Origin of the sequence: Pigmentibacter ruber, assembly GCF_009792895.1 — a bacterium.
Classification (GTDB): domain Bacteria; phylum Bdellovibrionota_B; class Oligoflexia; order Silvanigrellales; family Silvanigrellaceae; genus Silvanigrella; species Silvanigrella rubra.
In genome coordinates, this window is the sequence record NZ_WSSC01000003.1 from 252690 (window position 1) to 267175 (window position 14486).

General features: G+C 33.1%; 11 protein-coding genes and 1 pseudogene. 7 read left to right on the plus strand and 5 right to left on the minus strand.

Annotation, left to right across the window (positions count from 1 at the left end):
* Positions 1-28: 28 nt before the first annotated feature.
* From atpH to GOY08_RS10195, 7 genes are all read left to right on the plus strand, one after another.
* Positions 29-589 carry an ATP synthase F1 subunit delta gene (atpH, locus tag GOY08_RS10165; RefSeq protein WP_158998796.1) on the plus strand — a complete coding sequence of 187 codons (561 nt, stop codon included), beginning with the start codon at positions 29-31 and terminating at the stop codon, positions 587-589.
* Positions 590-600: 11 nt separating this feature from the next.
* Positions 601-2127, plus strand: a complete 1527-nt coding sequence (gene atpA / locus GOY08_RS10170) for a F0F1 ATP synthase subunit alpha (RefSeq protein ID WP_158998797.1) — start codon at positions 601-603, stop codon at positions 2125-2127.
* The gene (locus tag GOY08_RS10175) at positions 2111-3049 is read left to right on the plus strand and encodes a F0F1 ATP synthase subunit gamma (RefSeq protein ID WP_158998798.1); all 939 of its coding nucleotides are present in this window, start codon (positions 2111-2113) and stop codon (positions 3047-3049) included. Before atpA ends, GOY08_RS10175 begins: the two co-directional genes overlap by 17 nt.
* Before the next feature lie 22 nt (positions 3050-3071).
* On the plus strand, positions 3072-4487 hold the full coding sequence (gene atpD, locus GOY08_RS10180; protein WP_158998799.1) for a F0F1 ATP synthase subunit beta: 1416 nt from the start codon (positions 3072-3074) through the stop codon (positions 4485-4487).
* Between the two features lie 25 nt (positions 4488-4512).
* The gene (gene atpC, locus GOY08_RS10185; RefSeq protein WP_158998800.1) at positions 4513-4956 is read left to right on the plus strand and encodes an ATP synthase F1 subunit epsilon; all 444 of its coding nucleotides are present in this window, start codon (positions 4513-4515) and stop codon (positions 4954-4956) included.
* A 159-nt stretch (positions 4957-5115) separates the two neighbouring features.
* The gene (locus GOY08_RS10190; RefSeq protein WP_158998801.1) at positions 5116-6582 is read left to right on the plus strand and encodes a glycosyltransferase; all 1467 of its coding nucleotides are present in this window, start codon (positions 5116-5118) and stop codon (positions 6580-6582) included.
* A 16-nt stretch (positions 6583-6598) separates the two neighbouring features.
* Positions 6599-7549 (plus strand): hypothetical protein, encoded by a 951-nt coding sequence (locus GOY08_RS10195; protein ID WP_158998802.1) that lies wholly within the window; start codon positions 6599-6601, stop codon positions 7547-7549.
* A 741-nt stretch (positions 7550-8290) separates the two neighbouring features.
* Here the strand turns inward: GOY08_RS10195 and ftsZ are convergent.
* The 5 genes and pseudogenes from ftsZ to ftsW all read right to left on the minus strand — a co-directional run.
* Positions 8291-9304 (minus strand): annotated as a pseudogene (ftsZ, locus tag GOY08_RS15755) (cell division protein FtsZ); the annotation flags it as partial.
* A gap of 41 nt (positions 9305-9345) precedes the next feature.
* Positions 9346-10656 carry a cell division protein FtsA gene (gene ftsA / locus GOY08_RS10205; RefSeq protein ID WP_158998804.1) on the minus strand — a complete coding sequence of 437 codons (1311 nt, stop codon included), beginning with the start codon at positions 10654-10656 and terminating at the stop codon, positions 9346-9348.
* 107 nt (positions 10657-10763) lie between these two features.
* Positions 10764-11879 carry a hypothetical protein gene (locus GOY08_RS10210; protein ID WP_158998805.1) on the minus strand — a complete coding sequence of 372 codons (1116 nt, stop codon included), beginning with the start codon at positions 11877-11879 and terminating at the stop codon, positions 10764-10766.
* Complete coding sequence (gene murC / locus GOY08_RS10215) at positions 11866-13275, minus strand: UDP-N-acetylmuramate--L-alanine ligase (protein ID WP_158998806.1); 1410 nt, start codon at positions 13273-13275, stop codon at positions 11866-11868. Before murC ends, GOY08_RS10210 begins: the two co-directional genes overlap by 14 nt.
* 18 nt (positions 13276-13293) lie before the next feature.
* Complete coding sequence (ftsW, locus tag GOY08_RS10220) at positions 13294-14484, minus strand: putative lipid II flippase FtsW (protein ID WP_158998807.1); 1191 nt, start codon at positions 14482-14484, stop codon at positions 13294-13296.
* Positions 14485-14486 lie beyond the last annotated feature (2 nt).

A 14486-nucleotide genomic window follows, 5' to 3' on the forward strand; every position in this document is an offset into this window, starting at 1 on the left:
ATTTCTACTTATGTGGAGTTTGTAATTTATGAATAAATTTTCAGGTCCTCTTGCCAGAAGGTATGGGACAGCTCTTTTTGAATGCGGGTTAGACGCAGTTAAAAAAGGTACTTCGTTTAACGAATTTGTTGAAATAACAAGAGTTTTAGCGTCAATTTTTACAAGAAAAATGACAGGATTTTTTGTTAATCCAACTCTTTCTTTGGAAGAGAAATTAATATTATTAGATACGGTATTAGAAAAAATTCTTGCAGGTAGAGAAATTCCTTTAGAATTAAAAGAATTTCTTAAGTTAATGCTAGAAAACCATAGATTTTCTGAAATCCAGCCAGTTTTGAAAAATTTTCTGTTACGCGCTGATGAGCACATAGGGGTAGCAAGAGCTACAATTTCTTCTGCCACAAAACTAAGTGAAAGCGGTCAAGCTGAATTTTCAGCTGTTTTGGAATCTGTTTTAAATAAAAAAATTATTCTTGAATCTAAGATTGATGAATCTTTGCGTTCAGGTTTTGTTATTAAAGTTGGAAATACAAATGTAGATGCAAGTCTGCGTTCTCGTCTTTTGAATCTTAAAGAGTCTTTGAGTTAGGAGTTATATTCATGGAGCATATCCGGGTTGATGAAATAAGCCAGTTATTAAAACAAAAAATTCAAGCTTTTGGACAAAAGGCGGAAGTATCTGAGACTGGTACGGTTGTATCGATTGCAGATGGAATGGCACGCATTTATGGTCTAGAAAAAGCTTTAATTAGTGAACTTATACAATTTGAAAATGGTGTTAAAGGAATTGTCCTTAACTTAGAAGAGGACAATGTTGGAGTAGCGGTATTTTCTGGTTCAGAAACCATTCGGGAAGGAATGCAAGTTCGTAGAACTGGGAAAGTTAATAGTATTCCAGTTGGACCTCAGCTTTTAGGAAGAGTTGTAAATGCACTTGGTGAACCTATTGATGGTTTAGGGGAACTTAATACTCAAGATCATTCTCCAGTTGAAATTAAAGCGCCTGGTATTATGGCTCGTAAAAGTGTACACGAACCTCTACAAACAGGGATTAAATCAATTGACTCAATGATACCAATTGGTCGTGGCCAACGTGAGTTGATTATTGGGGATCGACAAACAGGAAAAACAGCAATTGCTATTGATACCATCATCAACCAAAAAGGTAGTGGTGTAAAATGTATTTATGTTGCAATTGGACAAAAATATTCGACAATTGCTCAAGTTGTGGAAAAGCTTCGTAGAGCAGGAGCATTAGAATATACAACTATAGTTGTTGCAGGTGCTTCTGAAGCCGCTACATTGCAATTTATGGCGCCATATACTGGTTGTACAATTGGAGAATATTTTAGAGATCGTGGCGAGCATGCGGTTATTTTTTATGATGATTTGACTAAGCATGCACAAGCATATCGTGAATTGTCTCTTCTACTTAGAAGACCACCTGGGCGTGAAGCGTATCCTGGAGATGTTTTCTATTTGCATAGTCGTTTATTGGAAAGAGCTTGTAAATTAAGTGATGATCTTGGAGCTGGAAGTTTAACTGCATTCCCAATTATTGAAACACAAGCGAATGATATTTCCGCTTATATCCCAACAAACGTTATTTCAATTACTGATGGACAAATATTTCTTGAAGCAGATCTCTTCAATGCAGGTATGCGTCCAGCAGTAAATGCCGGACTTTCTGTATCCCGTGTTGGTGGTGCTGCTCAAACTGGCTCTATGAAACAAGTTGCTGGAAACTTACGTCTTGAATTAGCTCAATACAGAGAGCTTGCAGCCTTTGCGCAGTTTGGTTCTGATTTAGATGCAGCAACACGTAAACAAATAAATCGTGGACAACGCTTAACTGAACTATTAAAACAAGCTCAATACTCACCATTACCTATGGAAAAACAAGTATTAACTATATTTGCTGCTATTAATGGTTATTTAGATAATATTGAAGTTCGTTATGTTGGTACTTTTGAGCGCCAAATGCTGAACTATTTTGAAGCTACACATAAAAATATTTTAGATGAAATAGCTACTGGTAAGAAAATGAGTAGTGAACTACAAGCTGAAATTAAAAAAGCTCTTGATGATTTTGCAAAGAGGTTTGAACCAAATGCCAGCAAGTCTTAAGGATCTTCGCAGTAAAATAAAAAGTGTTAAGGGTACTCAACAAATTACAAAAGCAATGAAGTTGGTGTCTGCTGCTAAATTTGGAAGAGCTCAACATAATGTTGTAAACTCTAGACCATATGCGCATTCCTTAGCACAATTGACATCTAAATTAGCAGGTGTCGTAAGCGGCGGCTGTACTCATCCATTGATGAATGAGTCGGCTTCAAAAATAGCTGCTGTTTTAGTTATTTCTTCTGAAAGAGGTTTATGTGGCGGCTACAATGCTAACGTTACAAAACAGGCAATTAAAACTATATCTGAGCTAGAAGCTGAAGGGTATAAAGTAGTAACAACTTGTATTGGTAAAAAAGCATTTCAAGCATTGAACAGAAGAAGGAAATTACAACTAAAAATCAAAGAGGACGCACTTTTCGCATCTGAAAATGATTATTGTGTAAATCCAGATGTATTGATTGATAATAGCGGTTTAGTTTCTATCACTGCGCCTTTCGATAAACCTACAAATGCAAATGCAACACGTTTATCTGATGCATTTGGCAAGCTTTATTCAGACGGTAAAATTGGAAAATTTGTGGTTGTTTATAATAAATTCCAATCTGCTATGTCGCAAACTCCCACCGCTGATGTTGTTTTGCCTCTTCATATTGGCGTTTCATCTATGCAAGCTGAACCAATATTTGAGCCTGAAGTGGATGAACTTCTGTCATTTGTTATACCTCGGTATATGGCATCAAGAATGTTCCAAACTTTACTCGAAGCTATAGCAAGTGAACATGGAGCTCGAATGACTGCAATGGATAACGCAACTCGGAATGCTAAGGAAATGGAACGTAAGTTACAAATTACTTATCAAAGAGCGCGTCAAGCAGCAATTACTAAAGAACTTATTGAAATTATAAGCGGTGCTGAGGCATTGTAATTTTAAAAATTTTGGAGTTTATATGTCTGGATCAGGAAAAATTATTCAAGTTATGGGACCGGTTGTTGATGTTCAATTTGAACACGGTAACTTACCAGAAATTTATCATGCCTTAAGAACAACAAATACATCTATAAACAATGATAAAGAAAATCTTGTATTAGAAGTTGCTCAACATTTAGGCGAAAATACAGTTAGAGCAATTGCAATGGATTCTACTGAAGGTTTAAGCCGTGGTGTTGCAGTTCGTAACACAGGTAAGCAAATTTCAGTTCCTGTTGGCAATAACGTATTAGGACGTATTTTAAATGTTATTGGCGATCCAATTGATGGAAAGGGTGCTGTTGAGTATTCAAAAGAATATCAAATTCATCGTAAAGCACCTGATTTTACTCGCCAAAGTACAAAACTAGAGATGCTAGAAACTGGTATTAAAGTTGTTGACTTGTTAGCTCCTTACCAAAAAGGCGGAAAAATTGGTTTATTTGGTGGTGCTGGAGTTGGTAAAACTGTTTTGATTATGGAGTTAATTAATAACATAGCAAAACAACACGGTGGATACTCTGTTTTTGCTGGTGTTGGTGAAAGAACGCGTGAAGGTAATGACCTTTATCATGAAATGAAGGACTCAGGAGTTCTTGATAAAGTTGCATTGGTTTACGGACAAATGAATGAACCACCGGGAGCGCGTGCGCGCGTTGCTCTTTCTGGTTTGTCAGTTGCTGAGTACTTCAGAGATGAACAAAATCAGGACGTGTTGTTTTTCGTAGATAATATTTTCCGTTTTACTCAAGCTGGTGCGGAAATTTCTGCGCTACTTGGACGTATTCCTTCTGCTGTGGGTTATCAGCCTAACTTGGCTACTGAAATGGGTGATTTACAGGAAAGAATTACTTCTACAAACACTGGGTCAATTACTTCTGTACAAGCTATATATGTACCAGCAGACGACTATACTGACCCAGCGCCTGCAACTACATTTGCACACTTAGATGCTACGACAAATCTAGATCGTTCCTTAACTGAAAAAGGAATTTATCCAGCTGTTCATCCTTTAAATTCAACTAGTAGAATTTTGGATCCGCAAATTGTTGGAGATGAACATTATAATACTGCACGTAAAGTTCAACAAATCTTGCAAAGATACAAAGAATTACAAGATATCATTGCAATTTTAGGTATGGACGAACTATCTGAAGAAGACAAATTAGTTGTTGCAAGAGCTCGTCGTATCGAACGCTTTTTATCACAACCTTTCCACGTTGCAGAAGTATTTACTGGAAACCCTGGAAGATATGTAAAAGTTGCAGATACAGTGCGCAGCTTTAAAGAAGTTTGCGAAGGCAAATGGGATCATCTTCCAGAATCAGCATTTTATATGGTTGGAAGTATTGAAGAAGCGGTAGAAAAGGCTAGAAAGATGGGCGTCACCGTTTAATTAAAAGACTGGGGATTGTGTATTTATGGTTGAAGCAAAAGGCAATATGCGAGTTGTTATCTTGACTCCTTATAAACGTCTCCTTGATCTTTCTGGTGTGACCGAGATCTATTTTCCAATCGATCATGGAACAATAGGTGTATTGCCTGGACATGCACCTATGGTTTCTGCTGTTGGTACAGGTGTTGTTGTTTATACTCAGAATGAAGTAGCAGGATTTTATAAGGTATCTGGGGGAGTTGCTGAAATATCAGGTTCCTCTGTTACTTTATTAGTTGATGTAGGTGAAGATGCATCTACAATTGATCTCGATAGGGCAAAAAATGCTTTAGAAAGAGCGCAAAATCGTTTAGCTGCTAAGGCTTCAGATTCAATCGATATGAAAAGAGCTGAAGCTGCACGCGCTCGTGCATTAGCTAGAATAGAGGCTGTTGAACTCCATTCAGGAAAATCAGTGCAAACAAAATAAAAGTGATTAAATTTGTTGACTATCTTTTTAAGTTATTTTTTTGATTGTGTTTGCAGATTTAAGTATAATTTTAGATTCAAAATTATGCTACAATTATGAGGAAGGGTTTTTTTGAGCTCTTCCTTTTTTATTCTATGATAATTTTACGGTGAACATACGATGACGAATTTGTCGACTTTGCAAGACGAAGCTAATATTAAAGAAAATTCTGATATTGTATGGCTTGCTATTGATTCAAGATCTGCTCAGTCAGGAATTGTTTCTGGGATATCAAGATTCGTTATTGGATTAACTAGAGCTTTAGCACTAGAGTTAAATAAAAGAAATGTGTCTCTTCAGAAAAATAAAAAAAGACTAAAAATTCTAATAGTATCTAAATCTGAGCCTTCACAATGGATCATAGACTTAATTCATAGGTATCCTGATACGGTGTCATTTTGGAGTGGTGGACCTGGTGCACTTCAAAAATCTTATGACAAACCAATTTGGCTTTGGCCAACGTTTGCTCTGAAAAGAATTCAAAAATTGACATCAAATCATGTTATTTGGCTTGCTCCTGCTAATTTTGATAGACCTCTTTTTATTTCAAGAAATAATATGTCATCAAGAGTAATTCAAGTTGTTCATGACAGTATCCCTTTTATGCCCGTGAAGGGAGTTGGATTTATATTCAAAAGACAATTTCGTTTTTTAGTTAAAAGAGCATTATCTCGTCTTCCTTATGTTTCAACTGTTTCAAATCATTCTGCTAAAATTCTTCAAAGTTTAGTAAAAAAAAGAACTTCTCCTTTGTATGTAATTGGCGATGCTGTTGATCTTCATTTTGGAAGCCAAGCAAAAGTTACAGATAAAAATCAATTAACAATCCTAAGGAAAAAGTTTCTTGAGGATGTTTCATTAGAAAAGGATCCAGAAAAATTTAATTCTTTTATTGAGAAAATAATTCAGGGCAAATGGATACTTGGAGTTGGAAGAAATCAAAAGTACAAATGCTGGGATGTAGCCTTACAGGCAGTTTCAAAAGTTGCTTCGGAAAATAGTGCATTAAATATTTGGTTCATAAGAATTGGTTCAGATCCAAAAGAAATTTCAAGTTTTTTAAAAAGATGTCCTATGAAAGAAATTGGAAGGATAAAATTTTTTGACAATTTGAGAACAATTGTATTGCCTACTCTTTCCGACTTTGAACTTGCTGATATTTATAGATTTTCAAACTTGTTAGTGCATCCTTCTGTAGCTGAAGGATTTGGATTGCCACCTTTAGAGTCTGCTTTAAGTGGAACCCCTGTAATTTATAGAACATCAACTGCAGTCGATCAGCATTTTGATATGGGTATTCTTCCTACTAATTTTTGGTGTGGTTTAGATAATGGATACTCTGCAATTTGGGCTAAGCAGATTGAAAAAATATTACAAGATAAAAATGATTCTGAATTTTATAAAGATCTTAATAAGGCTAAATCTACTCGACAATTCATTGTTGATAAAGCTAATGGTAAAAGTTTTGAGTGGAATGAATCAGCTGTATCCCTTTTAGACTGGTTACTTAGTGATATGGGTATGGTAAGTAAAATTAACAAAAAGACCATTAGTATAGCCTCAAATATTGAATCAAAAACAATTTAAATAGGATTATTCAATCATGAAGATTGGTGTTTTATTTTGGGGATTTAATGATCTAGATTTTATTTCTAAATGTTCAAAGATTGTGAAAGAAAAACATGAAATAAAAGAATTTTACATTCAAATTTCGCACTCAGAGAAAACTATTTCGTTAATAGATCTTTTTCCAGAAGAAATTATTCGATCTGAATCCGAAGATCTGGGTATTTTATATAAATGGCTTTCTAAAAACCACAAAAAAAATATTATTGTTAATTTAAATATTTGGTGTTTAATTAATAAAAAAAACTTTCAAGAAAAATTAACAATATTAAAAGATATTTTAAATGAACCATTTCAGTTTATTTTGTCGTGCCCTAGAAATATTCATGAGCCAATTTTTTTTGATGACAATAAAAAATTATTAGGTTTGATAGAAAAAAACTTCGATTTTTTTCGAAATACTTCAGACTTTTATAATTTAGCCTTAAATTGTTCTAGTCCAATTATGATTTTGTCTCATTCTCCACATATTAATTTTTTAAATAGCATTTGTAATGATGATATTTTTTCTATTAAAAAAGTTGGCTTTTTTAATCTATTACCTTCTTTTTTATATGAATTTTCATCAATATTTGTTTCAACTAGCAAATTAACTCAAAGTATTGAAAATAAAATTGAGTATATTTCAAGCTTAATGCAAAGTGCTAAGAATAAAAAAGATTTAGATTTGCTATTCAATAATGAAGTTATTGCTGATCTTGTAAATCCAAATGAAAAAAAGGATTTGAAAAAGAAGAAAATGAAAGGGTTTTTAATTAATTCTTCTTTAGAGCATGTTTTTCATTTTAAACATAAAGAAGATTCAAAGTTTTTATCTTGGTTATTGTTTTTGGGGATTTATGAAAAAAATAATTTTCAAGAAAATAATATGAACAATTCTAAAGAGGAAAACTCATCTCTAGAATTGTTTTCAAGTAACTTTATGTGAATCTTCTTTTCTTCTCATGAACGCTGGGGTCTCGAAATCGGTATCATCAATTTCAATATCAGATAACTCTTTTGCCAGCTTTAGAGCTGTTTCAGCAGCATCTTCAGAATTTTGTTCATCGTGATTTTTTACTGCAGAAGATGCACCCATTACTTTCTGATCTTTTGAAACATGTTGTTGGTTAGCCATATCAAAAGTCCATTTAGTCAATTCTTCTAAATCACTAGAGGTATTTTCAACTCTTGATGATTGTTGATTTGACCATGCTGGGGGTTGAGTAGCATGGCTTTCGTGAGTTTTAGTTTGGATTGTTGGGCTACTATGATGCGAATTTACATTTGAATTTCGTTGATCAATATTGTTTACAGGCGAACGAAATATATTTGAATTTAAATTTGAATGTGAAGAATTATTAATTTCATTAGTTGAAGTGTTGCTCATGCGTGGCGCTTGAGGTGTAGGATTTATATTTTGAGAATATGGATTTTGTTGAGACATATCTCTTCCATATTGATTGCGATTGAATAGGCTTGGCTGCTGTGCATTATTCATTTGATTAAAAGCAGGATTTTGATGAACTTGAGAATTTAATTGCCCTGAATTTCTTACTTCGTAAGGATTAACTGCAGGAATATTTTGGCCAAAACCTTGTTGTGTACGTTGCGTATTCATATTCACAAAGTTTTGTTGTGATGGCTGTTGATTAGGCACATTTTGCTGAAGATATGGTTGTTGATTATTGGCTTGCAATGCATTAAAACCATGAGCATTTTCAGGAAATGAAACTCTTGCTTGATCAAAACCTGTCGCTATTACAGTAACTCTGATAGTATCGCCCATATTTTCATCAATAACAGCACCAAAGATAATATTTGCTTCTTCATGTGCAGCTTCTTGAATAAGCGTAGAAGCCTCACTTATTTCATGCAATGTCATTGAGCTAGTACCAGTAATATTAATTAAAATACCAGTAGCTCCTTCTATATCAATATCTTCAAGAAGAGGAGAATTAATAGCTGCTCTTGCTGCCTCAGCTGCACGGTTTGGACCAGTCGCAGTACCAATTCCCATTAATGCCATACCCATTTCAGACATAATTGTTTTCACATCTGCAAAGTCAACATTTACTCTACCTGGAATATTTATGATGTCTGAAATACCTTTTACAGCATTTAGTAAAACTTCATCTGCTAGTTTAAATCCTTCCAACATTGACATCTCAGGAGGTGCGATACTGAGTAGTCTTTGATTAGGTATTGTGATCAAAGTATCAACTGATTGGCGTAAAGATTGAATACCATGTTCTGATTGCTGTTTTCTTCTTTTACCTTCAAAAGAAAAAGGTTTTGTAACAACTCCGACAGTAAGGGCTCCTAACTCTCTTGCTACTTGTGCAATAATTGGAGCAGCACCAGTACCAGTACCTCCACCCATACCGCCAGTAACAAAGACCATATCAGCTCCACTTAGCACTTCTTGTAAAATGGCTTTGTCTTCAAGAGCTGCATTTCTTCCTACTTCAGGGTTTGCACCTGCACCTAATCCTTTTGTAAGTTCTCTACCTAATTGGATTTTAATCGGAGCAAGATTCGATTGAAGCGCCTGTACATCAGTATTTGCAGCTATAAATTCTACTCCACTAAGTCCAGATTCAATCATCGTATTGAGAGCGTTACCTCCACCACCGCCAACACCGATAACTTTTATGATAGCGTTAGATGAGTATTTATTATTCTTCTCCGCTCTTTCACTCATTTTTAAAATCCTCCATTTTCTTTTATTTTAATTATTGTATATTATCTTGAAGCAAAAGGTTCCTTTAATTTATGCCATATTTTTGTTGCAAAGGATCCTATTTTTTTTGTCTCTTCAATTTGAAATGAATTTTGTTCTCCATGAATTGAAGCAAAAAGAGGTGATAAAGTACCAACACCAGATGCCCAAATAGGAGATTTTAAACCTTCAACGACACCTGTAATATTAACTGGTAAACCTACTCTGGCGTGTAACGAAAAAACTTCTTCAGTAGCTAAAGCCATGCCGCTTAGCAATGCTCCACCTCCAGATAAAACGATACCTTTTGAAGTTTTAGTTATTAACTTTGATCTTTTTAAATCAAAATAAATTGTATTTAAAATTTCTCTAACTCTAGGTTCGATTATTTGATTGATTTCTTTTCTTGTTACATAACGTGTATGGTTGCCATCAATGCTACAAATTTCAATTTTTTCATTTTTATCTTTAGCAGAAAATTCAATTGCTTTTCCTAATTCTTTTTTTACTCTTTCCGCTTCTGCTTGCGTGGTTCTTAATCCTATAGATAAGTCTTTTGTGATATGATGTGAACCAATTGGATATTCTTTAGAATACACTGGAATATTTCCAAGATACACACAGGCATGTGTTAAATGTGCACCAATTGAAAGAGAAATACAGCCGAATTCTTTTTCATCTTTTGTAAGCACACCTTCAGCTGCCGCTAACGGCTCAAAAGCAAAACTTTGTACTCTTATTCCTGCGTTATTACATGATCTAACAATGTTATGTAAATCTGCTTGTGGATAAAATACTCGATGATGCATTATTGAGAGTTGCGTTCCTTGCATTCCAATTGGATTTTGAATTCCATGTTTTCCATCAACCGAATAAGAACTTGGGATCATATGAATAAATTCATAGCCCATGGGTGGTTTTTGATTTCGCACTGCAGCTGAAACTCTTTCTAAATCTGCAGCTTTAATTTCATCGCCTTTAATTTGGCAAGTTTCGATATGATTATCAAACTGTGCAGCGCTTCCTGCGATGCAAACTCGGACAGAATCAATTTCTATTCCTGATTGTCTTTCAACTTCATCAATTGCTTCAAGGATAGAAGATGTTAAAGCTTCAATACTTGAAACTACGCCTTTTTTTATAGCACCATTGTTATTTAATCTTGCAGCTCCCAAAATTTGTATGCGAGGCAGCTCTCTTTCTCCAGGCATAAGAGCATCCGAATTTTGCGAATTGAATGCATATTTACTTTCATAACTAGCCGCAATGAGCCCAGTATGTGTAGAGCCTAGTGAAAGAGAAATACAAATATTTTTATTAAGAGATGTTTTCATGTCAATTTAACTTTGCATGCAAAATGTTTAAATAGCATTTTGTGAACGCGCTCTCTTTAAACTTACACAAACAAAAAATAAAAGTCATTAGCAAGTATTAAAAATCCCTATAAAGAAGATTTTGAGTTTAAGCCTTGAGTCTTAAAGCTTGCTTTGTCAGTAAAGTCAAGATCGATTTTATTAGGATAAATTTTTTTATTTCCTAATTCTTTTAAAAGTGTCCTAAGTCGATCTAGTTTTTCTTTTAAATTATTTTCTCCAATCAATGCCACTAAATAGTCGGTATCTTGTTGTATTGTTGATTGAGAAGATATTTCTTCATCTTTTCTTTTTTCTTGATTTTTGTTATTTAATAGTTGATTATTTCTAATAATTTTTAATGTAAAACCTAAATTTGAATCCCAAGATATTTTACTAAGAGTGTATCCAGTACCTAATTTCAATATTTCTGAATTTATAAATTTAGTTTGAGATAATAACCAAGTAAAATTCACAGGTGTATTAACATTTGATTGCTTATTTGATGAATCTTCGTTAAGAATTTTTTTGTTTTTTCCAATATGATTTTTAGGTTTCCAATTTATCTTTAGCTCTGGGGCATCAAGTTTAATTAATGAATTATATTGGTTTGGATTTGGATTTTTTGCAATTATTTTCATATTATTGCTAATTACATATCTCTCATTATTTTTTGCTTCAATTAGCATAATAGGAATTTGCATGATAGCACTAACCTGCAATTTTCCATCTAATCCTAGTCTTATCCAATATTGATCAATAGTATCAATAGAATTCAAAATTTCGTTTATATGGTTTAGAAAGACAGATCTTTTTTCTTTCTGCATTTTTGCTTTTTCAATTTCAATATAAATCAGCCGATATAATTCGAAAGTAACTAATTTATTATCAGTATCTACTTGTACCTGTGTTGGTAAAATTTTTTCACTATAAATGTCAACAAAGTATAAACTTATTTTAAAGCAAATTAAAGTTATAAATATAATTGATAAAACATAAGTTAACTTAGGTCTATTTTTTATTGCTTTATAAATAAATAGAATAACATTTCTTATTATTTTCGTTACAAACAAAAATAATAAAGTATACCAATTGCTATTATTACTTATTTTTTTATTTTTTTTTACTCCTTTGCGACTTCTTAAGTCAATTTTTTGTGAGGCTAATAAATTAACTTTTTTCTGCTTCTTGTTATTCACATTCAAGATTTAATTTCTCCATTAGAGTGTAACCAACCTGTCTAACATCTCCGGCACCTAAAGTAAGAACAATTGCTCCTTTACTAGGATCTACATATTTTAAAATAGATTGAACTTTGTGAACAGCGTCATTTAAATTTTCTGCTATATATGTTGAATTGGGAGAATTATTAAAGCTATTTAACTTAATTTGATGGCATAGACTAGTAGTTGTAATTCCTGGGATTTCATTTTCGCCTGCAGCATAAATTGGAGTAACAACTAAAAAATCAGCGTCTTTAAAACAATTTGCGAATTCTTCTAATTGATTTTTAACTCTTGAGTACCGATGTGGCTGAAAAACAGCTATGATATCTTTATCCGGAAAACTCTCTTTAGTACCTTTTAGTACTGTTTCAATTTTTTTGGGATTGTGTGCATAATCATCAACAATAACAATATTGTTTTTTTCACCAAGGACAGTAAATCTATGTTGAACTCCTTCAAACTTAGAAATAGATTCAGATATTTGATTTATATTTAAATCTAAAACGGCTGCTACTGCATAAGTAGCTAAAGAATTTGTTAAATTATAATATCCAGGCATCTTTAATGAAACGGTGGGATATTCTTTACCAAAAATTTTTGGAGTAAAAGTTGTACTTAAACCAAGTGTTTTTTTCTGTGTTACTGTAATATCAGCATCCTGTCTTAAGCCGTAAGTGATAAGCTTTCTTCTTATTTTAGGTAATATTAATTGAACAATCGGGTCATCAATGCAGGCACAAACAGCACCATAAAAAGGAACTTTATCAATAAATTTTTCAAATGCTTTAACTATATCTTCAAGATTTTCATAATGATCTAAATGATCCCTATCAACATTAGTTATTACAGCTATTGTTGGTGTTAATCGTAAAAAACTACCATCACTTTCATCAGCTTCAGCAACAAATAAGTCACCTTTTCCTAATTTTGCATTGCTTTCAAATGAATTTATTTTTCCACCTATTACAACAGTAGGATCTAGTCCTATATCATGCAGAGCAGAAGCTAATATGCTAGTAGTTGTTGTTTTACCATGGGTACCTGCTACAATGATCCCATATTTCATCCGCATTAATTCACTTAGCATTTCACTTCTATGTATTATTGGTATCCTGCTATTTTGTGCTTCTATAATTTCTGGATTATGTTTATTTATTGCACTACTAACAACGAGCACTTGAGCGTTTTTGACATTGCTTGAGTTGTGGCCAATAAAAATTTTTGCACCCATCTTTTCTAATTTTTCAGTAATTTGTGATTTTTTAATATCACTTCCAGAAACTTCATAATTAGAATTTAGCAAAACTTCTGCTATACCAGACATTCCGCTTCCTCCTATTCCGACAAAATGAACTCTTTTTATTGCATTAAACATGTCATTTTCTTTCATTAATTAATTATTTTCAGTATAAATTCTTCTAGAAATTTGTGATAAAAGTCCAATTATAAAAAAATTTGCGACTAGCGCTGTTCCACCATTAGAAATAAATGGAAGTGGTAGACCTTTGTTTGGGAGTGCGCCAGCCACTACTCCCATATTAATTACAGTAGTAGTTACCAACATGGCAAAAGCACCAGTTGCAAGTAATCTATCTCTATGATTTTTTCCATATATGACAAGTCTTAAAATTGCATAATACAGAACTGAATAGAGAATAGCTAAAACTAAAATACCAATAAATCCCATTTCTTCAGTAATAACTGCTAAAATAAAATCAGTATGAGCTTCTGGTAAAAAGAAAAGTTTTTGTTGGCTTTCACCGATACCTCTTCCAAAAAGTCCGCCGTTTGCTACAGCCACAAAACTTTGAATAACTTGAAAACCAGATCCTAGGGGGTCTTTAAAGGGATCTAGAAATGTCATTATTCGTGAAATTCTGTATGGTTCAATTAGAATTGCAGTAGTTAGTCCTGTAACAATAAAAGCAAAAATTCCAGCAAAATATCTTTTAGGCAAACCATTCATAAATAAAATAGCAACAATTCCAGAAATTACAACAACTGTTGAACCAAAATCTTTTTGGGAAATAATTGCAATAGGTGCTATAAATAATAATAAAAGTTCAATTAAATTTGAAAATCTTGTTGGCTCGTTTTTAAGATAATTTCCTGGAGAGGATGTGAAAATCCAAGTAAGTAACATAATTGTAAATATTTTTAAAAATTCTGATGGCTGAATTGCTGGTAATGGTCCTAAAGCTATCCATCTCGAGGCACCACTTACAGTTTTACCGATAAATGGTAAATGTGTAGCAAAAGTTAATAACACAAATGTAAAAAATAAATGCCTGATGTATTTATAATATTTTTCAAATGGAACTTTAGCTCCAATAATTGCCGCTATTGTTGCTGGGATTAAATATATAGCTTGTCTTTTAGCATAATAAAACTCTGTTCCAAAATGTTGAGACGAGTATACTGAAGAAGAACTATAAACAAATAATATTCCAAAACCAGTTAATGCAATAACAGGCACCCATAAAACATTACCTCCATATGTAATCCAAGTACTTATTTTTTGCGATTCTAAATTATTAGAATCAGATTCTTTTTCTGTGTACTTATTTTCATTAATGTTATTCAAAG

Excerpts from the sequence above, each read along its gene's own strand:
- GOY08_RS10195 (WP_158998802.1), top strand. The coding sequence starts at position 6,599 with ATGAAGATTGGTGTTTTATTTTGGGGATTTAATGATCTAGATTTTATT.
- GOY08_RS10190 (WP_158998801.1), top strand. The coding sequence starts at position 5,116 with ATGACGAATTTGTCGACTTTGCAAGACGAAGCTAATATTAAAGAAAAT.
- atpH (WP_158998796.1), top strand. The coding sequence starts at position 29 with ATGAATAAATTTTCAGGTCCTCTTGCCAGAAGGTATGGGACAGCTCTT.
- atpD (WP_158998799.1), top strand. The coding sequence starts at position 3,072 with ATGTCTGGATCAGGAAAAATTATTCAAGTTATGGGACCGGTTGTTGAT.
- atpA (WP_158998797.1), top strand. The coding sequence starts at position 601 with ATGGAGCATATCCGGGTTGATGAAATAAGCCAGTTATTAAAACAAAAA.
- GOY08_RS10175 (WP_158998798.1), top strand. The coding sequence starts at position 2,111 with ATGCCAGCAAGTCTTAAGGATCTTCGCAGTAAAATAAAAAGTGTTAAG.
- murC (WP_158998806.1), bottom strand. The coding sequence starts at position 13,275 with ATGTTTAATGCAATAAAAAGAGTTCATTTTGTCGGAATAGGAGGAAGC.
- ftsA (WP_158998804.1), bottom strand. The coding sequence starts at position 10,656 with ATGAAAACATCTCTTAATAAAAATATTTGTATTTCTCTTTCACTAGGC.
- atpC (WP_158998800.1), top strand. The coding sequence starts at position 4,513 with ATGGTTGAAGCAAAAGGCAATATGCGAGTTGTTATCTTGACTCCTTAT.